This window comes from Caballeronia glebae (assembly GCF_001545035.1).
GTDB classification, from domain to species: Bacteria; Pseudomonadota; Gammaproteobacteria; order Burkholderiales; family Burkholderiaceae; genus Caballeronia; species Caballeronia glebae.
On sequence record NZ_FCOJ02000058.1, the window covers coordinates 22,832 to 47,917 of the forward strand.

Sequence of the window (25,086 nt, forward strand, 5' to 3'; positions counted from 1 at the left end):
CTCCTCCGGCGTTGGTCGCGTGTTGCTCGCGTGGGTCGGCAACGCATGTTAGCAGCGGGCGATGAAGCGCGTGCTCATGCTTCGTGGCGGAGCTGGAGAAGAAATAATGCAAAACGGCCGCGATCTCATCGATCGCGGCCGCTTTTACGACGCTGCGCTTAGAACCGGTGACGCAGACCTACGGTCGCCGCAACCTGATTCCCCGTCGACGACGGCGACAGCGTGTTGATCATCGCGACGTTCGCGCCTGCATTGCCCAGTTCGCCCGACGCGTGCTGGTACACGCCTTCGACGTACACATCGGTGCGCTTCGAGAGCGAGTAGTCCGCTTGCAGCGAAACGGTGTGCCACTTCGGATCGCCCGAGCCGTTCGCGCCCGACACCTTGCCGTCCGTGTACGTGTACGCGGCGTCGAGGCTCAGCGCCGGCGTGAGCAAGTAGCGGCCGTTCAACTCGAAGTTGTTCAGGTGCAGGTTCGAGGCGCCCGGCAGCGCGAACGTCGTGCCGCCTTGCGACGCGGCGAGCAGGTTGTCGTAGTGCGTGTTGGTCCACACGAAGCCGACCGTCGCCGGGCCATACGCGTAGTTCACGCCCGCGCCGAACGTGCGCTGCTGCTCGGCCGTCAGATTGGCGTTGTTGCCCTGACCCGCCGAAACCGCGCCGTTCGCATTCAGGTTGTTGCGCGAATTGTTCGTCTGCAAATAGGCCGCGGCGACGTTCAGCGGCCCGAGGCCGTAAGACGCGCCGACGCTCCATGCGCGGTTGTTCGCGAACTGGCCTGCGTCGTTCGAGAATCCATACAGGCCGCCGAACTTGAAGCCCGCGTAATTCGCACTCTGATACTTGACCGAGTTCTTGATCGAGAACGAATGATCGAGATTGTCGTTGTCGAACGGATGCGCGCTCAGATTATTGCCGTAACCCGCGCCTGCTTCCGAGATCGGCGACAGATAATCGACCATCGAATCGTATTGGCGGCCGAGCGTGACGGTGCCGTATTGATCATGCTGAAGGCCGACATATGCCTGACGATTGAACATCGTGTTGCTTTCGGAATAGCTGCCGTTATTCAGGTTGAAGCCGCTCTCCAACCTGAAGAGCGCGTGCAGCCCGCCGCCCAGATCTTCACTGCCTTTCAGGCCGAAGTAAGTATCGGAAACCGAGCCGCTGCCTTGCTGCCAGTTGCTATGGCCGGCGGAGTTGTTCGTATAGACGAGACCTGCATCCAGCGTGCCGTACAACGTAACGCTGCTCTGCGCGTGGGCCGCTGCCGCGAACGTGCCGAGAATGCCCGCGATGAGAAGGGTTTTTTTCATGGTTCTCTAGTGTCCTGTTTAATGCGGAAGCTTCCAGGGATCGAAGAGCCGATTGGATGGCGACTTGTCCTCGGGGAAACTGGGTCACACTTTATGCGACGGGCACTTGAATGTGTCCGCGTATCGGACGCAATAATCATTTGCCGATTCTGTGAATCGGCATGCAAGACGCTTCATATTCTTTTTAGCTCAAGCGCTTAGCGGCGATGCGGCGGTCGCGAGGCTGAATTGTCTGTTGCACATCGACGACGTTATTACTGCGCATTCAGGAAGAGTCCATTGCGGCCCATGCGGTTTATAAAAACAAACATGGTTTGTTAAGCTGGTTCCGGTCTAAAGTTCTCCGAGCGGATATTCTGCGGACACGGAGCGGTTTCGCGAGAGGAAACCGCTCTGTTTTAACACGCCTGCATTTAATCTGGCCGATTTCACGGCTGCCAATATCGCGCACATAATGCGCGTCTTTCAAATCCCCCTCTTTTCTTTTTGATCGTAATCGATCAGTTACCCGAAGCATTTGTCGGTTTTCATCGTTTCCTTTCAATTTGCTATCGAATACACGTATTTTCGATGCATTGGAACGAATCGCATTCAGATGGATCGAACTCAAAATTCCCTCGCGATATGTGTTCCTGAATATCGCGCGCGTTGAAATTTTTGCGCAGAATTCGCACGCGCCGAGGGCGACGAAGTTGCAAATATCGCCGCCGATCTTCGGAAATCAGGAACCAGTTCTAAAAAAAATGTAACTGTCCGGCAAACGTTTGCCGTGACGCCCAGTGGTTCTCGCGCTCCGGGCGTTTCATTTCGAAACAAAATGAATTAGCTTGAATCGCCTGTACGGAACATTGATTGCTCTAATAGAGGTCTCTGCAAATCTAGCCGGAAATAGCTACATGAAAAGAAGTGACACTGCAACGACCGTCCCAGCATTTCGACAGCGACGCCCCGCTCAACTCGCGGAACGCGAACTCATCCATCTGGAAACGATTCTGGCGAGTTTCGTAGAAGTCGGCGTGACTTCGGATCGTCTTCCCGCCAGTTATTGGGACATGCGCATTTCGCAACTGGATGCGCAATACGATCTCGTGCCGTCGCAAAGTCAGCGCGTGGCGTCGCTTCAACGCAAGCTCGCGTTGCTCGATGAGGCGCTCGATACCGCCGCCGACGCCCAGGAAGGGCAACAAAGCCGGCGCGCCGCCGCCTAGCCCGATCCGCATCGCATGACGAAGACGGCTAGCTTCGTCATCGTCTCGCGGCACGACATCACGCCGCTCGCATCAATTCGTCGACCAATCTGCATGCCGCCGTGTGAGCGTTCATCAGCGCATCCTCGACCGACGTGAAACTCGAATAGCGCGTGTTCTTGATCGATAACGGCGAAAACGCCGTGACCGGCCTTCCGGACCGGCTGATCGTCACGCTCGCCAGATAGCGCACTTCGCCGGGCGACGGCACGAGCCTGCTGCTCGATTCGATGGCGACTTCGAGCACGAAGCCTTTGTGGTTATACGACCGTATCATCGGGGCACCCCGTCATTCTCGGACGGCGCACATAGACGCGCCGCGAATATGGCGTGGCTTGAGCACGCGGCGTACCCGTGAATCGTGCTCGCGCGAAGCGGCTTATTTCGCGCGGCGAAGCGCCGTGCGCGCGACGTCCGCGGCGAGATCGGCGCGCAGTTCGGCCCATTTGCCGAGCAGCGTGGCGTCGTCGGTGAGGAAGTACGGCGCGTGCGTCCATTCGGCGACCTTTCCGCCCACGATGGCGAGTTCGAAGACACGCATGTCTTCGTCATCGCTCACGCCGACGCGCACGAGTTCGCGAAACGATCGAATATCGTGCAGCGATACGTGCTGCACACCCACGCCGAGCAACACCGCCATCACCGTTTTGCCGATGCGCCACGCGGCCTCGCGGCTGTCGGCGAGCACGAACGCGACGCTTTCGACAGGCGTCTCGAACTTCAACCGGTACAGCCGGGACTTACATTGTTCGCTGAATTGCGTGTTCATAAGGCTCAAGCCTGCGCTCGTCGCCGGAGGCCGAAACAATACGACGTCTCATGCGAGAGAGAGCGCTGTCGTGATCGAGAAGAAGGATGATCGCGAGCCTGTTTCGCCTGCACCGCTCGCCTGGAGCCGCGCGAGCAGGAGTCGTTCCCGCTCTAGCATAGGATGCCGCGTGCGCGAGCGCCTGTCCGATTGCACTGCGTTTCGAACGTAAGCTCGCGCACGGGTAGGTGAAAGCGTTCAGCGGTTGAGATCTTCGAGCCGCAGCCCGTTCGTCTTCGGTCCGAACAGCCCGATCGCCAGCACGACGATCAACATGCACACGGTGATACCGGTGAACACGCCCGGCACGCCGAAATCCTTCAGCAGCGACGCGATGATGAACCCCGACATCATCGCGCCCGCGCGACTCGCCGAGTAGACGATGCCGCTCGCCCGGCAGCGCACGGCCGTCGGAAAGAGCTCGGTCTGATACGCGTGATAGCACACCGAGATGGTTTGCCCCGCAAGCGAGATCAGCACGCCGAGCGCAATGAGCGCGACAGGCGATTTCATCTGCCCGAACGCGAGCCCGCTCGCGATCACGACGAGCGCGCCGCCGACGATCAGATACTTCCGTTGCACGCGGTCGGCGTAGAACATTGCGAAGAGCGGCCCTATGGGCAAGGCGAACGCGATGATGAACGAATACAGCAAGCTCTTCGTCACGGTAATGCCCTGCCCGATGAGCAGCGTCGGCACCCAGTTGGCGAAGCCGTAATAGCCGATCGCCTGACAGAAGTTGAAGACGACGAGCATGACAAGACGCGAGCGATACGGCGCGACGAACAGCTCGCCAAGCGACGCCCGCCGATGCGCCGGCTGCTCGACGACAGGCGCCGGCGGCGGCAACGCGGCGCCCGACTCGCGCTGAACCACGCGCTCGATGTCGCTCACGACGCGTTCGCTTTCCTCGTGGCGGCCGTGCATCGCGAGCCAGCGCGGGCTTTCCGGCACCGCGCGCCGGATGAACCACACGACGACCGCGCCGACCGATCCCGCGAGCACGACGACGCGCCATCCGTCGAGACCGAACACCGTTTCCGGCACGAGCCAGTACGAAAGCAGCGCTGCGACGGGCGCTGCCGCGAACATCACCATCTGATTGAAGGCCATCGCGCGGCCGCGCATGTGCTGCGGCACGAGCTCGGTCACGTAACTGTCGATGGTGACGATCTCGATGCCCACGCCGATGCCCGTCACGAAGCGCCAGAAGATGACGCCTTCCGGCGTCGTCTGAAACGCCATGATCGCCGAGCCGATCGAATACCACAGCAGCGAGAACGTGAACACGCTGCGTCGCCCGTAACGGTCCGGCAGCCAGCCGAAGAAGAACGTGCCGATGAACAGTCCCGCGAACGTCGCCGCGATGAAACCCGCGATGCCGGTGAAGCCGAAGAACGCGTGCGTGGCGGTTTGCAAGAGGCCGCTCTTCGCCATGCCCGGCGCGATATAGCCCGTGAAAATCAGATCGTAGATTTCGAAGAAGCCGCCGAGCGAGATGAGAAACACGAGCATCCACAGATGCCGCGTGATCGGCAGTCGATCCATGCGCGCCGAGATTTGCGCGCCGGGCGTCGTGTCGACGCGAACATCGGGCGAAGCGAGCGGCCCGGCGACCGTGCTTAAAGTTGGCTGCATTGTCTTGTCTCCTGAGTTGGCGACGGCGCTTCGTTTTTATATGCGCCTGTCGCGTTGCTTCATGCCGTGACGCGCTTCGACAGTCGTCCGAGCACTTCGTCCGTATGCTCGCCGACGCGCGCGAGCGGTTGCCGCACGCCCGGGCGACGTCCGCCCATCGTGAGCGGGAGCAGTACGACCTCGGTGGTGCCGCCGTCGTCGGTCTGCATCGGCACGAGACCGCCGCTTGCTTTCAGATGCGGATCGTCGAGCAACTGCTCGGGCCGCATGATCGGCGCATAGGGAATGCCGGCCGCTTCGAGCTTCGGCGCAAGCTCGTCCGCGCGATGATCCGCGAGAATCTCGCCGAGCCGCGCAAGCAAATGCGCCCGCACCTCGACGCGCATCGCATTGGTCGCGAACTCGGGCATCTGGGCGAGATCGGGACGTTCGAGCACATCGCAGAGCGTGACGAACTGCTTGTCGCTCACCGCGCCGATGAACAACTGCTCGCCTTCGGCCAGCGTGAACACGTCGTACACGCTCCATGCCGATACACGCGAGGGCATCGGCGGCGGCGCTTCGCGCGTCATCGCGTATTGCTGCATGTGTTGCGCTGAGAGGAACACGCAGTTCTCGAAGAGCGCGCTTTGCACTTCCTGGCCGCGCCCGGTGAGATCGCGTTCGCGCAGCGCGGCAAGCACGCCGATGGCGCCGAACATGCCGCCCATGATGTCGTTGACCGACGTCCCCGCGCGCAGCGGCCTGCCCGCCGGACCGGTCATGTAGGCGAGGCCGCCCATCATCTGCACGACTTCATCGAGCGCCAGACGCTTTTCGTAAGGTCCCGGCAGAAAACCCTTGTGCGACACGTAGATCAGTTTCGGATTCGCCTTCGACAAGGTTTCGTAGCCGAGGCCGAGCTTCGTCATCAAACCAGGGCGAAAATTTTCGAGCAGCACGTCGCATTCGCCGATCAGTTCGAGCGCGCTTTCACGCCCCTCTTCCGTGTTGATGTCGATGACCACGCTCTTCTTGTTGCGATTGAACGAGCGAAAGAAACCGATGCCGAGTCCCGGCAGATTACGCGTCTTGTCGCCGCCGGGCGGCTCGATCTTGATGACTTCCGCGCCGAGATCCGCGAGGATCATGCCGCAGGTCGGGCCCATCACCATATGCGTGAACTCGATCACGCGCACGCCTTCCAGCGGCAGAGTTGAATGACTCATATCGTCCTCAAAGCTTCGATTGCAGGATTCGATTCGTGGATGAGCGGCAAGCCCGCGAGCGCGAGCGCGCCGCGCAGCGTTTCGCCGCCGAGCCAGCGCGCGAGTTTCGCGCGCAAGTCCAGCAACGCGGGAATGTCGATGCCGGTGTCGATGCGCATATCGGCGAGCATGAACGCGAGGTCTTCGCTCGCCGCATTGCCGCTCGCGCCCGGCGCATGCGGACAGCCGCCGATGCCCGCGAGCGTCGCATCGAAACGCGCGACGCCGGTTTCCAGCGCGGCGCAGACATTGGCGAGCGCGAGGCCGCGCGTGTCGTGAAAGTGGCCGCACCAGAAGCGCTCGCCCGCGATATCGCGCGCCTTCGCGAAGAGTTCGCGCACCGCACGAGGACCGGCGTAACCGACCGTATCGGCGATGCTCACGCGGTCCGCGCCCGCATCGAGCAGCGCCTGCATGAAGCGAAGCACGTCGGCCTCGTCGACGCGGCCCTGCATCGTGCACCCGAACGCGGTGCCGATGCCGCCTTCGATCAGCGTCTTCGCACCCGCCGCGTCGCGCGCCGCACGCATGCGCCCGACTTCATCGACGACTTCCTCCGGCGTCTTGCGCAGATTCGCGAGACTGTGCGCGCGGCTCGCGGAAAGCGGCACGAGCATCAAATCGGCTTGCGTTTCGATGGCGCGTTGCGCGCCCTTCAGATTCGGCACGAGCACCGAAACCAGAAGACCCGGCAGCGTCTTCGCGTAGGCGACGAGTTCGGCTGTATCCGCGAGTTGCGGCAGCAGGTGCGCGGGCACGAACGAACCAACTTCGATTTCGCGCTGACCGGCGGCGTAGGCAGCGCCGATCCATTCGATCTTGCGTTCGGTCGGCAAGATCGTGCGAATGCTCTGCAAGCCGTCGCGCAGGCCGACTTCGCGGATTACGGCGTTCGGTGGGAACGCGGGCATGTTTCGTCTCCGGGTCTTGTGTGTATGGACTCGACTTTAGAGATTCCGCAAATGCCGTAAAAGCGGTAATTTGGCAGGCTCATGCTTCCCGTTCGGAACGTCAGAGGAATCGGCCATCACCATGCGCGATATCGACCTGAAAACGCTGCGTCTTTTCGTGACGGTCTGCGAGCATCAGAACATTGCGCGCGCGGCGCACGAGTCGCATATCGAGCCTTCCGCGATCAGCAAGCGCATCGCGCAACTGGAGACATCGCTCGGCGTGCCGTTGTTCTCGCGCTCGCGGCGCGGCGTCGAGCCGACGCCCGCGGGCATCGCGTTGCTCGAACACGCGCGCAGCGTGTTGTTCACGATGGAGCGCATCGCCAACGACGTCGCGGCGTTCGGCGGCGGCTTGATGGGGCGCGTGAGCATTTGCGCGTCGGCATCGGCGATTGCGGAGGCGTTGCTCGACGATATCGCGTCGTTCATGCGCGAGCCGGCCAACCAGAACATCAAGGTCGATGTCGAGGAACGGCTATCGAACGATCTCGTGCGGCAGTTGCGCGAAGGCGTGGCGTCGGTCGGCGTGTGCTGGGACAGCGTGGATCTGCGCGGACTGCAACATCGCGCTTATCGGCATGACCAGCTTGCGCTCGCGGTGCCGGCCGGTCATCCGCTCGCGAAGCGGCGCTCGGTGAGTTTCGAGGATTCGCTGGAATTCGAGCATGTCGGTCTGCCGCCCGCGACCGCCGTGCATACGATGTTGCAACGCGCGGCGGCGCAAGCGGGCAAGTCGATGTCGTATCGCGTGATCGTGTCGAGCTTCGACGCCGCGTTTCGCGTCGTCGCGGCGGGCCTCGGCATCAGCGTCGTGCCGATGGAAGTGGCGGGAACGTATCGGCAGGCGCTCGGCATCGAAGCCATTCCGCTTTCCGATGCGTTCGCGAAGCGCCGCTTCGTCGTGTGCTTCCGGAACTTCGACGCGTTGCAGCCCGCCGCGCAACGGCTCGTGAAGCATCTGGAAACGCGCGCGGCACGCTAGGTGGGCGCGTCGCAGAACACGGTTTGCGCGTCCGTTTTCTCGACCGTCAAGTTGACGGAGCGCGCGCCGCCCGGTCGCGTGCAATGCGGTTTGCCGGCGGGCACGGTCAGCAATTGCCCGGCGCGCAATTCGACGGCGCCTTCCTCGAACTCGATGACGAGCGTGCCTTCGACCGAAACGAAGGTCTCGTCGGAGTTCGGATGAAAGTGCCACGGATACGGCGCGTCCATCACGCTGATATGAACGTCGTGATCGTTGACGCTGGAGATAACGCGATTCATGTAGCCGTCGCGCGCGGCATCGGCGATGGCTGCGTAGTCGATGATTTGGGTCATGCGCTCAGGCTAACGCGGCGCGCGAGACGGGACAAACGAATCTTTTTAGCTTCGATGTGAACGCGATTGCGAAGCGCCGCGCCGCACGCCGCTTCACACGCCGTTCTGAAGAACCGAAGCATTCGCGTGCCCCATGATCGCCGCGATATTGCCGATGGCCGGTTCCGCGTAACGCACCGGCGGCGCTTCGGGCGGCAACGGCGCGGGACCGAAACCGGTCGCGCGGGCATAGACCGGCAACGGCGGCGCACTCTGCGCGCTCGATGCGACCGGAAACACCGGCCCGCCCACGATGCCCACGCCGATGAACGGATGCGCCTGCGCGACCGTCACGAGGCCGAAGGTCAGTTTGGCGGCCACTATCACGTATTGGATCGTCCTCATTTCCTGTCTCCCGCGCTGCAGTTGTTTGTCGATGGAGGCATTCTGCGCGGCGAAAATGAGCGAAGAATGAGAGCGCGGCGAGCGTCGAATCATCGGCGGAATCGACGTGAACTACACTTTTGGACTATGCGAAGCCGATTCTCCGCGATCCTCGTCGCCCTCACCGCCGCCGCGCTTTTCGGCGCGACCACGCCGGTCGCAAAGGCGCTGCTCGGCCCGCTGCCGCCGTTCATGGTCGCGGGCCTCTTCTATCTCGGCAGCGGCTTCGGCCTCGGCGCGATTCTGTTCGGCCGCCGGTTCTGGCGCGCGACCGGCCACGGCCTGCGCGCGCGGGAGATCGCGTGGCTTGGCGGCGCGATCGCGTTCGGCGGCGTCGCCGGGCCGGCGCTGTTGATGCTCGGCTTGACGAGCACGCCCGCCGCGACAAGCTCGCTCTTGCTCAACCTCGAAGGCGTGCTGACGGCGGCGATCGCGTGGATCGTTTTTCGGGAGAACGTGGATGCTTCGGTCTTTCTCGGCATGGCCGCGATCGTCGCGGGCGGCGTCGTGCTTGCGTGGGGAACGGGCGCGGGAACGGCTGCAACCCACACGACGACAGGCGCGCTGCTGATCGCTTTGGCGTGCCTCTGCTGGGCCATCGACAACAATCTGACGCGCAAGATCTCGACCGCCGACGCAATGGTCATCGCCTGCGCGAAGGGACTCGTCGCGGGCGCGACGAATCTGGGCATCGCCTTCGCGATGGGCGCGCATCCGGGCGCGCCGCGAATCGTCATGGCCGCGATGGCGACGGGCTTTTGCGGCTACGGCGTGAGTCTCGTGCTGTTCGTGATCGCGTTACGGCATCTGGGAACGGCGCGCACGGGCGCGTACTTCTCGGTCGCGCCGGTGTTCGGCGTCGCGCTTTCGCTCGCGATATGGCCGCAGGCGCCGGGCGCGCCGTTCTGGATCGCCGCCGCGCTGATGACGCTCGGCGTGTGGCTGCACGTGCGCGAGCGGCACGAGCACGAACACACGCACGAGCGGCTGGAACATACGCATCGGCATGTGCACGACGCGCATCATCGGCACACGCACGACTTTCCGTATTCCGGCGATGAACCGCACACGCACCCGCACGCGCATCTGCCGATCACGCACTCGCACGCGCATTTTCCCGACATTCATCACCGGCATTCGCACAAGCGCGGCTAGAACACCTTGCCCGGATTGAGCAAGCCGTGCGGATCGAGCGACGCCTTGATCGCGCGCATCGACGCGATATCGGCTTCGCGGCGCACGAGATGCAGATACGCGCGCTTCTTCAGGCCGATGCCGTGCTCCGCCGAAATCGATCCTTCGAACTCGCGCGTGACATCGTAGATGAGGGCATCGACGTCGTCGTGATCCTGTTTTCCTCGGCCGGGAATATCGACGACGATGTGAATGTTGCCGTCGCCGAGATGGCCGTAGGTCATCACGATCGCGCCCGGCCAGCGCGCGCGCAAACGCGCCTCGCATTGCGCGGCCGCGTCGCCGACTTGCGCGATCGAAAAGCTCACGTCGTACGCCGCGTGGTTCGGGATGAAGCGATCGTATTCGCCGGGCGCGTCGCGGATCGCCCAGAAATCGCGCGCGTGCGCTTCGTTCGATGCGATCGCCGCGTCGGTCACGATGCCCGCTTCGAGCATGCCGCCGAGAAATTCCTCGAAGGCTTCGCCGTGCCGCGCCGGATCGGTGCCGACGCTTTCCAGCAGCACGTAGAACGGATGCGCCCCGGCGAGCGGGGCGCGCAGGTTCTTGAGATTCGCGATGACCGTGTCGTGATAGCCGGCCCACATGACTTCGAACGCGGACACACCCGGCGCGAGGCTCGCCTGCGCGCGCGTGAGCAGCGTCGTCACCGCGGCGAAATCGGGCAGGCCGCACCACGCGGTGGCGGTCGCCGTGGGCTTCGGCCGCAAGCGCAGCACGACGCGCGTGATCACCGCGAGCGTGCCTTCGCTGCCGATCAGGAGATGCCGCAAGTCGTAACCGCTGTTGTTCTTGATCATCTTGTTGAGCCCGCCGACGATCTCGCCGCTCGCGAGCACCGCTTCGACGCCGAGCACCTGGTCGCGCATCATGCCGTACTTGATGACGCGGTTGCCGCCCGCGTTCGTCGCGAGATTGCCGCCGATGGAGCAACTGCCGCGCGCGCCGAGATCGAGCGGAAAGTAGAAGCCCGCCGCGCTCGCCGCTTCCTGCACGACTTGCAGCGGCGTGCCCGCTTCGACGGTCATCGTCGCGGAAATTTCGTCGATCTCGACGATGCGGTTCATGCGGTCGAGACTCAAGCTCACTTCGCCGCCAAGCAGATTCGCGCCGCCGACCAGTCCGGTCAGGCCGCCTTGCGTGACGACCGGCTGCTTATGCTTCGAGCAGATGGCGAGCGCCTGTGCAACTTCATCCGTGTTGCGCGGACGGACGATCGCGAGCGGTGTCGCGCCGGGCAAGCCGCTCCAGTCCGCGACGCGCCGCTCGCCGAACTCGTCAGGCAGCGCCACGACCTGCGCGCCGAGCGCTTCACGCAATGCCATCACTGCTTCGCTTACTGCCATGCGTCGTCTCCGTTCGTTGTTTCGGTTCGTTGTTTCGTTCGATGCCAGATGCGATAGTTTGACCCAAAACGCGCGAAAATTATCGGCAAGCATTCGGGAGATCGCGGCGATGGAACGGGCAGACTACGAAAGCGCGCTGGCTCAGTTGACCGGCGCGGCGCAATTGGTGGCGGCCGGCGTGGACGGCGATCTGCGCGCGCAGGCGTTCGAGATGGTGGCGTTTTATCGGCTGCGTCAGGGACGGATCGGGGAATCGAGTACGCGCGTCACATCGAACGATGAGCTTTTCAAGGACACCGCAATCGGCGCGCTCACGATGGCGGGCCGAAAGCAATTTCTCGCCGCCGCCGCGTTGCTCGAACAGGCGCGGGGGCTGTTGACGAACTGAGCGTCGGCCGAGGCCGGGTGTCGTCACGCGAGCGCGAGGAAATTGCGCACCACCGCCGACGGATCGTCGCGCCGCGACGCCAGCGCGAGCCGCGCGCGCAAACCGCGCGCCACGAGCGGACGATAGACCACGCCCGCGACGCGCACCTGCGTGATCGCCTTCGGCACGATGGAGATGCCAAGCCCCGCGGCCACGAGCGTGACGGCGGACGCCATCTGGGGCGCGGGTTGCGCCAGCCGAGGCTCGAAACCCGCCGCGGCGCATGCGGCGACGATGTCGTCGAATAGCGTGCCGCCCGCCGCGCGCGGCACTTGCACGAAGGGCTCGTCGATCAGTTCCGCCAACTCGATTCGCCTGCGGGAAGCAAGCGGATGACCGATGGGCAAGGCCACCAGCATCGGCTCGTCGTCCCAGCTTTGCTGCTGAACGATATCCGCGACGCGACGCTCCGGACGAACGATGGCCACGTCGAGTTGACCCGCTTCGATCTCGTCCAAGAGCACGCCGGAAGCCGCTTCGTGCAGCGTCAGTTCCGCGTCGGGATACGCTTCCCGAAATTTGCGGATCAGCCCCGACACGCGCTCGTTGAACGCCGCCGTGCCCGTGAACCCGACGCGCAGATGTCCGGTTTCACCGCGCGCCGCACGTTTCGCTGCTCGCGCGGCGCGTTGCGCGCCATCGAGCACGCGTTGCGCTTCGTCGGCGAACACGCGTCCGGCCAGCGTCAGTTCCGCGCCGCGCGCGGTGCGCTTGAAGAGCACGACATCGAGTTCCTGCTCCAGCGCTTTTATTTGCTGACTGAGAGGCGGCTGACCGATGCCGAGCATCTCCGCCGCCTTCGTGAAATTCGCGGTCTCGGCCACGGCCAAGAAGTAGCGCAAATGCCGAAGCTCCATTTCCTTGCTTTCCCTCTCAGATAGACGACGAAGCCAGTGCCAAACATATCGCTGGGCATGGTTTCATATATTGGACATATGAGCGCGCATTGGCAAGAATGAACCCGGTTACTCATCGACGGCAACGCCCATGTCCTCCCCTTCGATTTCATCGTCTGCGACCCAAGAAAGCGCAGCTTCGGCGCGCGCGCTTCCAGGCGGCGTTTCGCCGGCTTCGGCCGCGTATCGGCGCATCGCGTTCGCGCTCTTCCTCGCCGGCTTCTCGACGTTTTCGCTGCTCTATTGCGTCCAGCCGCTTCTTCCGGCTTTCGCGCGGGAGTTCAAGATCGGCGCGGCGGGCAGTTCGCTGTCGCTGTCGGTATCGACCGGATTTCTCGCGGTGTCCATTCTGTGCGCGGGCGCGTTGTCCGAGCGAATCGGACGGCGCGGACTGATGTTCGCGTCGATGACATCGGCGGCATTGTTCAATTTGCTGGCGGCGAGCGCGTCGAACTGGGACTCGATGCTCGTGTGGCGCGCGATGGAAGGCCTGGCGCTCGGCGGCGTGCCCGCCGTGGCCATGGCCTATCTCGCGGAGGAAATCGCGGCCGAAGGACTGGGCTTCGCGATGGGACTTTATGTCGGCGGCACGGCGTTCGGCGGCATGATCGGACGCATCGGCATGAGCGTTCTCGAAGAGTATTTCTCGTGGCGCACGGCCATGTCGACGATCGGTGTCGTGGATTTGATCGCGGCCGTCGCGTTCGTGATGCTGCTTCCGCCGTCACGGCGTTTCGTCAAACGCACCGACCTGACTCTTCGGCATCATTTCCAGCTCTGGAAAGCTCAACTGTTTCACGGCGTCCTGCCGCTCGTGTTCGCAATCGGCTTCCTCGCGATGGGCGCGTTCGTGACGGTGTACAACTACGCGGGATTTCGACTCGTCGCCCCGCCGTTCAACCTGAGCGCGACAGCATGCGGCCTGATCTTCGGGGCGTATTTGTTCGGGATGGTGTCGTCGTCGACTGCCGGCGCGCTTGCCGACAGGCTCGGACGAGCACCGGTTCTCGTCAGCGGTGTCGTGCTGTTCGCCATCGGTCTCGCGCTGACGCTTTCGACCTCGCTCGTGACGGTGATCGTCGGCATCGTGCTCGTGACGATCGGCTTCTTCGTGACGCACTCGGTCGCGAGCGGATGGGTCGGTCAACTGGCCGGCAGCGCCAAAGGACATGCGGCGTCGCTCTATCTGCTGGCGTACTACGTCGGTTCGAGCGTGCTCGGGTCGATCGGCGGGTCTTTCTGGCAACACGGCGGATGGCCGGCGGTCGTGGTCTATGCGGGCGTGTTGCTCGCGATCTGCCTTGCGGTGGTGAGCCGTATCGTTCAGAAGCGCGACCGGTCCTAGAACGAATGCGCGATTCCGACGGTCGCCGGTTCGCAATGTTTTTTCGGGCCGAGCGTGCGCATCACCGGGCAGCGGGTCGAGCAGTTCTCGGCGCTCGTCAGGCAGCCGAGCGCGGACTTGTCGCGCTTGCATCGCATCGCATCGCCTATGCGCCGGCAGCCAGCTAAAACAACTCCGTCTCCACCGGCAGCAGATTGATCCACTTCACCGCGGTGCGCCGCTCGACGCCATCGTCGTGGATCGACCGTATCATCACGCGCTGACCGCGCGCCTCCCCGAGTACTTCGACGATCCTATTGCGATATCGTGCAAGCGATCCGCGTAATGGCTTGCGCTTTCTGCTCTTGCGGGGAGAAACTGCGGGCATGGACGTGACAGCGATTTATGACGGCCACATCATAACGATGCTCACGCCTGCGCTCAAATATTCAACCTCCTCACTGCGGCCCGCCACACCATGCGTCGAATCACCGTCCGGACATCTCCGGTTCATGGCCGGGGCGTTTTCGCTCTCGCCGACCTGCCCACGGGCGCGATGCTGCTCGAATACAAAGGCCTGCGTCTGTCGTGGAAGCAAGCGCAGCGCCTCCACGCGAAATCGAATGCGGAAGATGGTCATACCTTTTTCTTCGGTCTCGATGACGGCACCGTCATCGACGGCGCGCGCGGCGGCAATTCCGCGCGCTGGCTTAATCACAGTTGCGCGCCGAACTGCGAAGCCGAGCAGGACGGCGAGCGCGTGTTCATCCGCGCGATCCGGCCGATCGGCAAGGGACAGGAGTTGTTCATCGACTATTGCCTGACCGTCGATGGCCGGCGCACCGCGGCGCTCAAGCGGCTCTACGCATGCCGATGTCTCGCGTCGGGTTGCCGCGGAACGATGTTGTCGCACAAATAACGATCGCATCCTGGAGCATCCTCGAAGCCTCGCCGCTCGTATCGTCATGAACCATGATGCGAGCCGCGAACCGCGATGCCACAGTGCGACACACTCAATCTGCTCATGACGGACACCTTTTCCGGCAGCACCGGCAACGTCGATCCGGGTTCCCCCGGCGACGCGGATCGCCTGCGCCGCGAGCGCATCGACCAGATGCTCGCGAAGGTCGCGAAGGGCGACGAGCAAGCGTTCGCCGAGTTGTATCGGGCGACTTCGGCACGCGTGTTCGGCGTGATCGTGCGCATGATCCGCGACCGCGGCGAGGCCGAAGACATTCTGCAGGAGGTGTTCGCCACGGCCTGGCGTCGCGCGGATACCTTCGATCCCGCACGCGGCAGCGCGATCACGTGGCTCTTGACGCTCGGGCGCAATCGCACGATCGACCGCATGCGGCAGCATCGCGAGGAGCTGCTCGGCGAACACGATGCAAGCGAGATCGCCGACGAAGCTCCCACGCCCGCCGTCGCGGCCGAATCGAGCCAGGAACGGCGGCGGCTCGAATGGTGCCTCGACCGGCTGGAGCCGCAGCAGAAGAGCGCGATCCGCGAGGCGTTCTTCACCGGCGCGACGTATAGCGAACTGGCGCAACGGCTCGCCGTGCCGCTCGGCACGATGAAAAGCTGGATTCGCCGCAGCCTGATGCAACTCAAGACTTGTCTCGAACAATGAACACGCCCGCTCGCAACGACGACGACGATCTGCGCTGCGCCGAATACGCGCTCGGCGTGCTCGACGCGCGGGAACGCGCCGCGCTCGAAGCGGATGTGTCGCGCGATCCCGCATTGCAGCGCGCGCTCGACGACTGGCAGCGACGGCTCGCGCCACTCGCCGACGATGTACGCGCGCTCGCGCCGCCCGAGCGCGTGTGGACGCGCATCCGCCGCGATCTGGGTTTCCTGACGCCGCAGAAGAAGCGCGAACGCTGGTGGGACAGCCTGAGCGTGTGGCGCTGGCTCACGATCGGCGCGAGCGTCGCCGCGCTCGTCCTGCTCGGCGTGACCTTCACCTTGCTGCGGCAAGCGCCAGAAGCGCCGGTGACGGCAGCCGCGCCGAGCGAATACATGGTTGCGTCGATCGCGCGCAAGGATGGCGTCGTGCACTGGACCGCGACCGTCGATGTGCGGGCCGCGCGCATGGTCGTCGTGCCCACGTCACGCGTGACGATCCCCGCGAATCGCGCGACGGAACTGTGGCTCATCCCGCCGAACGCGAAGCCGATTGCGCTCGGCGTCTTCCCGTCCGATCGTCCCGCGACGATGACGCTGCCGCCCGAGATCGTCGCTCAGTTGAGCACGCAGGCCGTGCTCGCGGTGTCGGACGAGCCGCCCGGTGGCTCACCGACCGGCGCACCGACCGGCCCCGTGCTCGCGACCGGTCAGATGCATTCGACCTGACCTGACGATTGCAGTCTTTGCACGCCGTGCGCCGCCCATCGCCTAACACGCGATGGCGGCGTCGGTGTCGCGTCGTGCCTTTTCTCACGGCAAGCGTCCATTTTTCGTTCGCTGCATCCGCGCGCGCTCGGCGTCCGTATTGCTCGGTGAACGCGTGTTCGCGGAGCCGCCATGCCTGTCGCCGTCGCTGTCCTCATCGTCGTCATTGGATTCGTGCTGATCTTTTCCGTCGCGTGGCTCTGGCAGTTGCGCACGGAAAACGCCGGCATGGTCGATCCGGTTTGGGCCGCCTCGCTCGGCGCGGCCGCGCTTTTTATCGGCGTTTGCGGGACGGGCGCGGCGGTCAATCGCGTGTGCGTCGCGGCGGGCGGCGCCGTCTGGGGCGCGAGGCTCGCGTGGCATTTGTGGCGGCGCAATCGCGGCAAGCCGGAAGACACGCGCTATCACGCGTTTCGTGAACGCTGGGGCAAACACGCCGCGCGCAACATGTTCGGCTTCTTCCAGTTGCAGGCATTCATTTCGATGCTGCTCGCCATCGCGTTCTTCGTGCCCGCCTACGCGCGCGATGCGCCGAGCCCGCTCTGCATCGCGGGCTTCGTCGTCGTTTGGATCGTCGCCGTTGCGGGCGAAGCGGCGGCGGATCGACAACTGAAGCGCTTCGTCGCCGATCCCGCGAATCGCGGAAAAGTGTGCCGCGAGGGTTGGTGGCGCTATTCGCGTCATCCGAATTACTTCTTCGAATGCGTGCACTGGATCGCGTACGCCGTGCTGTCGATCGACATGCCGTGGGACTGGGCCACGCTCGCGCCGCCCGTGCTGATGGCGTGGCTGCTGCTGAAGGTATCGGGCATTCCGATTCTGGAAGCGCATCTCGCCGAGACGCGTGACGGCTATCGCGACTACATGCGCACGACGAGCGCGCTGATTCCGTGGCCGCGCAAAACCCGCATGAACAAAGCAAGGACAAACCGATGAACATCGCCGCTCGCGAAACGCCCGCCGCATCCGTCGCCTCCGTCGCTCCCGCCGACATGCCCGCGTTCGACGAAAGCCGCATCATTCGCGCGTGCGAGCGCGGCCTCTTGCCCGATGCGCTCGTGCGCGCCGGCATGCGCATGCTGATCCGCCAGCGTCTCATCGACGAGCATGCGAACGACAACGCGTTGCGCACGCAAGCGTTCGAACGTTTCCTGAGCGAACTGCGCGCGAGCCCGATCGCCATCGATACGCACGCCGCCAACGCGCAGCACTACGAGCTGCCGGACGCCTTCTTCGAGGCGCATCTCGGACCGCGTCTGAAGTACTCGTGCGGTTTTTATCCGCGTGGCGACGAGACGCTCGCCCAGGCCGAACTCGCGATGCTCGAACGGTATGCGAAGCGCGCGCAACTCGCGGATGGTCAGCGCATTCTCGATCTCGGCTGCGGCTGGGGCTCGCTCGCGCTGTGGATGGCCGAGCGCTATCCGCGCGCGCAAGTCGTCGCGCTGTCGAACTCTCGCGGGCAGCGCGCGTTCATCGAAGCACGGGCGAAGCAGCGCGGGCTTATCAACTTGCGCGTCGTGACGGGCGACATCGTCGATTTCGATTTCGCGCGCGACGAGAGACCGTTCGATCGCATTTTGTCGATCGAAATGTTCGAGCACATGAAGCACTACGGCCTTCTGCTCGCGAAGATCGCTCGCTGGCTCGCCGACGACGGACGACTTTTTGTCCACCACTTCGCGCACGCGACGCTCGCGTATCACTTCACGTCGCGCGACGGCGGCGACTGGATGTCGCGCTATTTCTTCACCGGCGGCACGATGCCGTCCGCGTCCTTGCTGCTGCACTTTCAGGACGATCTGCGCGTGACGCGTGAATGGTGGGTGAACGGCACGCACTACGCGCGCACCGCGAATCAGTGGCTCGATTCACTCGATGCCGCGCGCGTTCGCGTCATGCCGATGCTTCGCGACGTCTACGGCGACGCCGCCGCGATCTGGTTCCAGCGCTGGCGCATGTTCTACATGGCGGTGGCCGAACTGTTCGGCTATGCGCGCGGCCGCGAATGGGGCGTCGCGCACTATCTGTTCGAGAAACGTCCGATGAAGGTGACGTCATGACAAACACGAAACGGGCGCTCGTCGTTGCGTTGCTGGCGGCTGGCGTCGTCGTGGCGGTGGCGGGTTGTTCGAGTCCGCCGAACCCGAATCCGCGAGCAAACCAGCCGCTTGAAACCGTGCCGGTCGACGTGCCGCGCTACATGGGACGCTGGTACGTCATCGCGAATATTCCGTACTTCGCGGAGCGCGATTTCGTCGGCACGCACGTGCAGTGGTCGCTGCGCGCGGACGGAAAAATCGACGACGTCTTTCACGGCCGCAAGAACGGTTTCGAGCATGAGGAAACGACGTATCACTTCATCGATACGGTGAAGCCGGGCAGCAACGGCGGCGAATGGAGCGTGCAACCTTTCTGGCCCATTCACGTGACGCAACTCACTCTCTACGTCGATCCGGATTATCGCTACACGATCCTCGGCTATCCGAACAGGAAGCTCGGCTGGATTTTCTCGCGCGAACCGTCGATGAACGACGACGTCTATCGCTCGATGCTCGCGCGTCTCGACGCGATGGGCTACGACACCGCGCGTTTTCGTCGCGTGCCGCAATCGCCCGGGCAAATCGGCCAGCCCGGGTTTCAAAGTCCGGGCCAGCGCGACTGACCTGACTCAAGCGCGACGCGCGTGCATCCGCGCGCGCGTCTCTCTCGTATCTGTCGGAAACAGCCACGTCCACGCGGCGCGAGGAGACCTTTTGGCGCGAGGAGACCGTCCAGCATGGATTCATCGACAAAAGAAGGACAGCTGCGCATCGCGGTGATCGGCGCGGGGATCGCCGGTCTCGCGAGCGCGTATCTGCTTTCGCGCGCGCATCGCATGACGCTTTTCGAAGCGGCCGATTATCTCGGCGGCCATACACATACCGTCGATATCGCGCTCGATGGCGTGCAACATCCCGTCGATACGGGCTTTCTCGTGTTCAACGACCGCACGTATCCGAATCTGATCGCGCTTTTCGACGAACTCGGCGTGGCCGCGCATCGCAGCGACATGTCGTTTTCCGTGTCGCTCGACGGCGGACGCTTCGAATGGGCGGGCACGAATCTCAATACCGTTTTCGCGCAGCGGCGCAATCTGTTTTCGCCGTCGTTCATCGGCATGCTGCGCGACATCGTGCGCTTCAACGCATCGGCTCATATGCATCTGGAACGGGTGAGCGCGAATCGCTGCTCGGTCGGCGAACTGCTCGTCGAGGGCGGTTATGGCGCGCCGTTTCAGCGCCACTATCTTTTGCCGATGGCCGCGGCGATCTGGTCGAGCGCCGCGAACGACATCCTGCGCTTTCCCGCCGCGACCTTTCTGCGCTTCTGTCTCAATCACGCGCTGTTGCAGGTGAACGGCCGGCCGCCGTGGAGAACGGTCGTGGGCGGCGCGCGCGAGTATGTGCGGCGGATTGCGGCCACGCTCGACGACGTGCGCACGCACGCGCGCGTGCGAGGCGTTCGCCGCGACGACGACGGCGTGATCGTGATGACCGACGATGCCGGCCCCGAGCGCTTCGACGCCATCGTGCTCGCGACGCACGCGCCGACGAGCCTGCGCCTGCTCGACGACGCGTCCGCCGAAGAGCGCGCGGTGCTCGGCGCCGTGCGCTATCAGCGCAACCTCGCGGTGCTGCATACGGATTGCGCGCTCCTGCCGCGCCGCCGCCGCGTCTGGTCGGCGTGGAATTACATCGGTGCGCGTGCGGGGCGTGCGGGCTTCGTGCGCGACGCGGCCGCGCCGGTCTGCGTGAGCTATCTGCTCAATCAGCTTCAGCCCTTGCCTTTCAGGACGCCGGTCGTCCTCACGCTCAATCCCGTCGATGAACCCGCGCCCGGCGCACAACTCGGCCGCTACGAGTACGAGCATCCGCTCTTCGATCTCGCGGCCATCGACGCTCAGGCGCGTTTGCCGCGCATTCAGGGCGCGCGCCGGACGTGGCACGCAGGCGCATGGACCGGCTATGGCTTTCACGAAGACGGCTTGAAATCCGCGTTGCGCGTCGCGCGCGATTTCGGCGTCCAACCGGCATGGGCGAAACCATGAGAACGGCGCAATGGCTGACGGGCCGCGTGATGCACGAGCGGCTGCGTCCGGCGCGACATCGCTTCGACTATCCGGTGCGATACGTCCGTTGCGATGTCGCGCGCCTCGATGCGCTGCGCTGCGCGTGGTTCGGCATCGACCGCATTCGGCCGCTCGCGCTTTTCAGACGCGACTACGGTCCGCGCAACGACTGCGATCTCGATCTCTGGATGCGCGCGTGCCTCGCGCAGGCGCGCATTCCCGCCGACGGCGAAATCCATCTGCTGACGATTCCGCGCGTGTTCGGTTACGCGTTCAATCCGGTGAGCTTCTGGTTCTGCCACGACCGCGCGGGCGCGTTGCGCGCGCTTTACGCCGATGTGCGCAACACCTTCGGCGAGCATCGCGGCTACTTGCTGAGCGCGAAGGATCACGCGCCGATCACCGACGACACCGTGCTCGTCTGCCGCAAGACGCTGCACGTCTCGCCTTTTTGCGATGTCGTCGGCGATTACGCGTTTCGCGTGCGGCGGCGTGGCGATCGTTTGAGCATCTCGATCGATTATCGCGACCGCGACGGTCTTCTGATCCGCACCGCGATCGGCCTCGTCGCGCAGCCGCTCACCGGCGCGCTCGCGTGGCGCGCGCTGCTGCTCGCGCCGCTATTCGCCGCGGGCGTCATCGTGAGGATTCACTGGCAGGCGCTACGGCTTTGGATGAAGCGCGTGCCTTTTCACGGCAAGCATCCGCCGAACGCGGAAGAAACGAAAAAAAAGGCTCGATCATGAATTTGCTGCGGTCCTTTTCCGCGCCATCGGCAATGCCGCTGTCCGCGCGGATTTTTCTCGGCCTCTTGCGCCGAATCGACGTGGGACATCTCGTGCTCGTCACGCCCGACGGCGCACGCTGCGTATTCGGCGATCCGCTCATGCAACCGGCCGCGTGTCTGTTCATCCACGACTGGCGCGCCTGCCGCGCGATTCTGCGCGCGGGCGACATCGGCTTTGCTCAGGCGTATCGCGCGCAATGGCTCGACACGCCCGATCCGTGCGCCTTGCTGCGACTCGCGCTCCGCAACGAGGCGGCGCTCGCGCGCACGGTCGCGGGCGGCTTCGTCGCGCAATGCTGGCACAACGTGCGGCATCGGCTGCGCCTGAACACGCGCGCGGGCAGCCGCCGCAACGTTCACGCGCATTACGACATCGGCAACGCGTTCTATGCGCTCTGGCTCGATCCGACCTGGACCTATTCGAGCGCATGGTTCGATGGCGACGCCGAGCTTGCGCTCGAAGCGGCGCAGCATGGCAAGTATCAGCGCATCGTCGATACGCTCGGGCTCGCGGCCGGCATGCGCGTGCTGGAGATCGGCTGCGGCTGGGGCGGCTTCGCGCGGCACGCGGCGCGCCTCGGCATCCGCGTGCACGGCGTGACGATCTCGCCCGCGCAACACGCGTTCGCCGTGGAGCGAATCGCGCGCGACGGACTGAGCGAACTCGCCGATATCGCGTTGCGCGACTATCGCGATTTGCGCGGCCAGTACGACGCGGTGGTGTCGATCGAAATGTTCGAGGCGGTGGGCGAGCGCTTCTGGCCCACGTATTTCGACGTGCTGCGCCGCTGCCTCGCGCCGGGTGCGAAGGCGCTCGTGCAGTCGATCACTATCGACGATGCGCGTTTTGCCACGTATCGCGCGTCGAGCGATTTCATTCGCGAGACCATTTTTCCGGGTGGCATGCTGCCGAGCCCGGAGCGCTTCGTGCGCGCGGCGCGGCGCGCGGGACTCGATGCGCGCGCGACGCTCTCGTTCGGCGCGGACTACGCCCGCACGCTGCGCTATTGGCGACATGCGTTCGAAACGCATACCGATGCGGTCCGCGCGCAGGGATTCGACGAAGCCTTCGTGCGCACGTGGCGGTTGTATCTGGCTTATTGCGAAGCCGGTTTCGATGAAGCGCGCACCGATGTCATGCACTTCGTGGTGTCGCGCGAGGCGTGTGGGCGTTGATCGTGTGCGGTTCTGTCATCAAGCGATGGCTTTTTCCCAACGCCATCGTGGATGGTGAAATCGCCAAAGCAGACGGGTTCTTCGTGTTGCCGAGATCTATTTCAGCGGAGCGTCGGGGTTGGTCGGACGGATAGAGGCATCACAGGAAAAGCGCTCTTGGCCTGATGGAGAATGCATGCCGTGAGGCAATTTGACGCCGTACTCGATGTGACGCCCTCCCGGAATCTCACCTTGCCCATAGCGGTATCCAGATACCAATGGAAACTTCTTAACGTACTCGCTCGCCGGCCCCGTTTGTTGAACGTAGTACGAGTCGGACGTTACCAATACTGTATATTCGCTTGTGTCTGTGTAGGGGTCGAAGGAGTGCATGAAGCGTTTTCCATAAAATGTACGTCCACCATCGGTCGAATAGATCAACGAGACGAAGCATCCACGATCTCCACAAACATATTGAGGTGGAGCTGATGAAGGAATCACAATATTCCTTTCTGTCGGATCGGCAATAATGAGTTTGCCTTGAAAATTCTCGATACCGGCACGACCCAAGTACGTTCGAACTGACGTCTTTGTGTCGTTGAAGTATGTGTCACCATAATTGCAGTCGCGATAGCGCTCCAAAGTGAGAAAACGATGATCGTCAATTCTATAAATTACTTGTGGGGGCGAATCGTAGGGCAGAACCTTTGATGGCCTTAAAGTCTCCATAGACGAACGGCCTCGGCCCGCTGCCCGCGCACGCTTGCAACATCGAGAAAAGCAGACCGGTAAGTAAAATTCTCTTCATGATATAGCCCCGTCCCTACGATGATATTCGGATCAATTTGCACGCTCGCCGGCACTCGACGTTTCACCTTGGGCCTTGCCGGCGAGCGAGAAAGTCGACGATGCGTTTTAACAACGCCATTATGGGTGGTGAAATCGCCAAAACGGACGGGGTTCATGTTGCAGAGACCTATTTTAGCGGAGCGTCGGGGTTGGTCGGACGGATAGAGGCATCACAGGAAAAGCGCTCTTGGCCCGATGGAGAGTGCATGTCGGAAGGCAATTTGACGCCGTACTCGATGTGACGCCCTCCCGGAATCTCACCTTGCCCATAGCGGTATCCAGATACCAATGGAAACTTCTTAACGTATGCTCCAGACCCTTCTGCTCGTGCTATATAGTATGAATCCGAAGTCACCAAAACCGTATATTCACTCGTGTCTTTGTACGGAACGAAAGAGTGTATGAAAGGGTTCCAGTCGAAAGTCACACCGCCATCAATCGAGTAGATCAGTGAGACGGAACACCCACGATCTCCACAGACATATTGGGGCGGAGCTGATGAAGGAATCACGATATTCCTTTCTGTCGGATCGGAAATAATGAGTTTTCCTTGGAAATTCTCGATACCGGCACGACCCAAGTACGTTCGCACTGAGGTCTTTGTGTCGTTGAAGTATGTATCACCATAATTGCAGTCGCGATAGCGCTCCAAAGTGACAAAACGATGATCGTCAATTCTATAAATTACTTGTGGGGGCGAATCGTAGGGCAGAACCTTTGCGCGCTCAAAGTCCGCGTAGATAAACGGCTTCGGCCCGCTGTTCGCGCACGCTTGCAACATCAAGAAAAGCACCCCAGTAAGTAGAACTCTCTTCATGATTTAGCGCCGTCCGTACAGTTCAAATCGCTGATCGCCTTCGAGCTTTTGCTTCAGTCTCATCGCATCGGCCTCATTCACTTCATCCCTTACGGTCTTCCAATCGACCGTAGAAGGCTTGGCGACCGGTTCAAACGTGCCCGAATTGAAGTACACGTCATAACCTTGCGTCCAGTCAGCTCGCTTAATTAGCTCGCTCCAGAATTCGACATCGTCAGCGGCATCGCAGAAACCGATCGGCAAGTCATAGGCAACCACCCGCTTCATGAACTCGACGCTGTCAGGAATTGTGCTGTGATTGGTCGGTTCGGGGTGGTAGTTGTTCAAGAACTCCATCTTTTCCTCCTCTGTTTCGCGGCTATACACCCGCCCTTGCGTGTATGGATCGGGGGCACGCTCTAGTGTTCTGTGAGGATCGACTGCCGAAGCCAGATACGGATTAGAAGGCTCGCGAAGGCGTCCTGTTTTTGGATCAATTGCACCCATCGCGGGTTGTTTGTTTCGCGACTGCTCAAAAGGACGCATGTCCTCGGCGCTTAATGGATTAGGTACGGATTCCGCATTGATACGCACCGTCTGGTCCAACGGTGGTTTAGCCCAAAGCCTCGGGATACCACGATTGCCGTTCCAAAAGGCGCTAGGATCAACTCCCGGAACGGGATCCTGGATAGGCGGCAACTTGCCAAAAGGCTTGACGCCCGGCTCATCCCCTACTGGCGTAACCCGCGCTAGCATGCGCTGCTTTACTGTGTCGTCCAGTTCGTCCAACAGCTTGGGCTCAACGCCCTGCCAGCCAATACTCTGGAGCGGCGTCATGCCCATGATTCGGTCGTGTGG

At 62.9% G+C, this 25,086-nt stretch carries 27 protein-coding genes; 14 read left to right on the forward strand and 13 right to left on the reverse strand.

The window, feature by feature from the left end; genetic code table 11:
• Positions 1-158 precede the first annotated feature (158 nt).
• Positions 159-1,316, reverse strand: a complete 1,158-nt coding sequence (locus tag AWB82_RS29185; protein ID WP_086972802.1) for a porin — start codon at positions 1,314-1,316, stop codon at positions 159-161.
• 896 nt (positions 1,317-2,212) lie between these two features.
• Between AWB82_RS29185 and AWB82_RS29190 the strand changes: the two genes are divergently transcribed.
• Positions 2,213-2,524, forward strand: coding sequence for a hypothetical protein (locus AWB82_RS29190; RefSeq protein WP_086972803.1), 312 nt, complete (start codon positions 2,213-2,215; stop codon positions 2,522-2,524).
• A gap of 58 nt (positions 2,525-2,582) precedes the next feature.
• Here AWB82_RS29190 and AWB82_RS29195 read toward each other — a convergent pair whose 3' ends face one another.
• The 5 genes from AWB82_RS29195 to AWB82_RS29215 form a co-directional block, all read right to left on the reverse strand.
• A complete protein-coding gene (locus tag AWB82_RS29195; protein WP_086972804.1) occupies positions 2,583-2,840 on the reverse strand; it encodes a hypothetical protein in 258 nt (85 codons plus the stop codon).
• Between the two features lie 102 nt (positions 2,841-2,942).
• Positions 2,943-3,332, reverse strand: a complete 390-nt coding sequence (locus AWB82_RS29200; RefSeq protein WP_086972805.1) for a hypothetical protein — start codon at positions 3,330-3,332, stop codon at positions 2,943-2,945.
• Positions 3,333-3,569: 237 nt separating this feature from the next.
• Complete coding sequence (locus AWB82_RS29205) at positions 3,570-5,009, reverse strand: MFS transporter (protein ID WP_086972806.1); 1,440 nt, start codon at positions 5,007-5,009, stop codon at positions 3,570-3,572.
• A 59-nt stretch (positions 5,010-5,068) separates the two neighbouring features.
• Positions 5,069-6,217, reverse strand: coding sequence for a CaiB/BaiF CoA transferase family protein (locus AWB82_RS29210; protein ID WP_086972807.1), 1,149 nt, complete (start codon positions 6,215-6,217; stop codon positions 5,069-5,071).
• Complete coding sequence (locus AWB82_RS29215; protein WP_086972808.1) at positions 6,214-7,167, reverse strand: hydroxymethylglutaryl-CoA lyase; 954 nt, start codon at positions 7,165-7,167, stop codon at positions 6,214-6,216. The genes AWB82_RS29210 and AWB82_RS29215 overlap by 4 nt, the downstream gene beginning before the upstream one ends.
• Before the next feature lie 121 nt (positions 7,168-7,288).
• On the opposite strand from AWB82_RS29215, the gene AWB82_RS29220 reads away from it, so the two are divergent.
• Positions 7,289-8,191: a LysR family transcriptional regulator gene (locus tag AWB82_RS29220; RefSeq protein WP_086972809.1), complete on the forward strand. Its 903-nt coding sequence runs from the start codon at positions 7,289-7,291 to the stop codon at positions 8,189-8,191.
• Here the strand turns inward: AWB82_RS29220 and AWB82_RS29225 are convergent.
• Both AWB82_RS29225 and AWB82_RS29230 read right to left on the reverse strand, forming a co-directional pair.
• Positions 8,188-8,526, reverse strand: coding sequence for a cupin domain-containing protein (locus tag AWB82_RS29225; RefSeq protein ID WP_086972810.1), 339 nt, complete (start codon positions 8,524-8,526; stop codon positions 8,188-8,190). The two genes, AWB82_RS29220 and AWB82_RS29225, sit on opposite strands and share 4 nt — an antisense overlap.
• 93 nt (positions 8,527-8,619) lie before the next feature.
• The gene (locus AWB82_RS29230; RefSeq protein WP_086972829.1) at positions 8,620-8,910 is read right to left on the reverse strand and encodes a hypothetical protein; all 291 of its coding nucleotides are present in this window, start codon (positions 8,908-8,910) and stop codon (positions 8,620-8,622) included.
• A 126-nt stretch (positions 8,911-9,036) separates the two neighbouring features.
• On the opposite strand from AWB82_RS29230, the gene AWB82_RS29235 reads away from it, so the two are divergent.
• Positions 9,037-10,104 (forward strand): DMT family transporter, encoded by a 1,068-nt coding sequence (locus AWB82_RS29235; protein WP_086972811.1) that lies wholly within the window; start codon positions 9,037-9,039, stop codon positions 10,102-10,104.
• On the opposite strand, the gene AWB82_RS29240 is transcribed toward AWB82_RS29235, so the two are convergent.
• Complete coding sequence (locus tag AWB82_RS29240) at positions 10,101-11,489, reverse strand: FAD-binding oxidoreductase (protein WP_086972830.1); 1,389 nt, start codon at positions 11,487-11,489, stop codon at positions 10,101-10,103. The genes AWB82_RS29235 and AWB82_RS29240 overlap by 4 nt on opposite strands.
• A gap of 109 nt (positions 11,490-11,598) precedes the next feature.
• On the opposite strand from AWB82_RS29240, the gene AWB82_RS29245 reads away from it, so the two are divergent.
• Entirely contained in the window at positions 11,599-11,877 is a 279-nt protein-coding gene (locus AWB82_RS29245; protein WP_086972812.1) for a hypothetical protein, read from the forward strand.
• 23 nt (positions 11,878-11,900) lie between these two features.
• On the opposite strand, the gene AWB82_RS29250 is transcribed toward AWB82_RS29245, so the two are convergent.
• Positions 11,901-12,773 carry a LysR family transcriptional regulator gene (locus AWB82_RS29250; RefSeq protein ID WP_086972813.1) on the reverse strand — a complete coding sequence of 291 codons (873 nt, stop codon included), beginning with the start codon at positions 12,771-12,773 and terminating at the stop codon, positions 11,901-11,903.
• 130 nt (positions 12,774-12,903) lie between these two features.
• On the opposite strand from AWB82_RS29250, the gene AWB82_RS29255 reads away from it, so the two are divergent.
• From AWB82_RS29255 to AWB82_RS29305, 10 genes are all read left to right on the forward strand, one after another.
• Positions 12,904-14,157 carry an MFS transporter gene (locus AWB82_RS29255; protein WP_086972814.1) on the forward strand — a complete coding sequence of 418 codons (1,254 nt, stop codon included), beginning with the start codon at positions 12,904-12,906 and terminating at the stop codon, positions 14,155-14,157.
• Between the two features lie 457 nt (positions 14,158-14,614).
• Positions 14,615-15,055 carry an SET domain-containing protein gene (locus AWB82_RS29265; protein WP_086972816.1) on the forward strand — a complete coding sequence of 147 codons (441 nt, stop codon included), beginning with the start codon at positions 14,615-14,617 and terminating at the stop codon, positions 15,053-15,055.
• Between the two features lie 105 nt (positions 15,056-15,160).
• Positions 15,161-15,766: a sigma-70 family RNA polymerase sigma factor gene (locus tag AWB82_RS29270; protein ID WP_086972831.1), complete on the forward strand. Its 606-nt coding sequence runs from the start codon at positions 15,161-15,163 to the stop codon at positions 15,764-15,766.
• Entirely contained in the window at positions 15,763-16,491 is a 729-nt protein-coding gene (locus AWB82_RS29275; protein ID WP_086972817.1) for an anti-sigma factor, read from the forward strand. Before AWB82_RS29270 ends, AWB82_RS29275 begins: the two co-directional genes overlap by 4 nt.
• Positions 16,492-16,662: 171 nt before the next feature.
• Complete coding sequence (locus tag AWB82_RS29280) at positions 16,663-17,466, forward strand: DUF1295 domain-containing protein (protein ID WP_086972818.1); 804 nt, start codon at positions 16,663-16,665, stop codon at positions 17,464-17,466.
• 56 nt (positions 17,467-17,522) lie between these two features.
• Positions 17,523-18,593 carry an SAM-dependent methyltransferase gene (locus tag AWB82_RS29285; RefSeq protein ID WP_407643057.1) on the forward strand — a complete coding sequence of 357 codons (1,071 nt, stop codon included), beginning with the start codon at positions 17,523-17,525 and terminating at the stop codon, positions 18,591-18,593.
• On the forward strand, positions 18,590-19,195 hold the full coding sequence (locus AWB82_RS29290; protein ID WP_086972820.1) for a lipocalin family protein: 606 nt from the start codon (positions 18,590-18,592) through the stop codon (positions 19,193-19,195). Before AWB82_RS29285 ends, AWB82_RS29290 begins: the two co-directional genes overlap by 4 nt.
• A gap of 114 nt (positions 19,196-19,309) precedes the next feature.
• Entirely contained in the window at positions 19,310-20,620 is a 1,311-nt protein-coding gene (locus AWB82_RS29295) for an NAD(P)/FAD-dependent oxidoreductase (RefSeq protein WP_086972821.1), read from the forward strand.
• A complete protein-coding gene (locus AWB82_RS29300; protein WP_235023485.1) occupies positions 20,617-21,387 on the forward strand; it encodes a DUF1365 domain-containing protein in 771 nt (256 codons plus the stop codon). The genes AWB82_RS29295 and AWB82_RS29300 overlap by 4 nt, the downstream gene beginning before the upstream one ends.
• A complete protein-coding gene (locus AWB82_RS29305) occupies positions 21,384-22,604 on the forward strand; it encodes an SAM-dependent methyltransferase (protein WP_086972823.1) in 1,221 nt (406 codons plus the stop codon). Before AWB82_RS29300 ends, AWB82_RS29305 begins: the two co-directional genes overlap by 4 nt.
• Before the next feature lie 96 nt (positions 22,605-22,700).
• Here AWB82_RS29305 and AWB82_RS37365 read toward each other — a convergent pair whose 3' ends face one another.
• The 3 genes from AWB82_RS37365 to AWB82_RS29315 all read right to left on the reverse strand — a co-directional run.
• A complete protein-coding gene (locus AWB82_RS37365; RefSeq protein ID WP_143756908.1) occupies positions 22,701-23,312 on the reverse strand; it encodes a T6SS immunity protein Tli3 family protein in 612 nt (203 codons plus the stop codon).
• Positions 23,313-23,559: 247 nt separating this feature from the next.
• Positions 23,560-24,249 (reverse strand): T6SS immunity protein Tli3 family protein, encoded by a 690-nt coding sequence (locus AWB82_RS29310; protein WP_086972824.1) that lies wholly within the window; start codon positions 24,247-24,249, stop codon positions 23,560-23,562.
• Between the two features lie 3 nt (positions 24,250-24,252).
• On the reverse strand, positions 24,253-25,086 hold an 834-nt coding region (locus AWB82_RS29315), incomplete at its 5' end, for an effector protein Tle3 domain-containing protein (protein WP_235023486.1).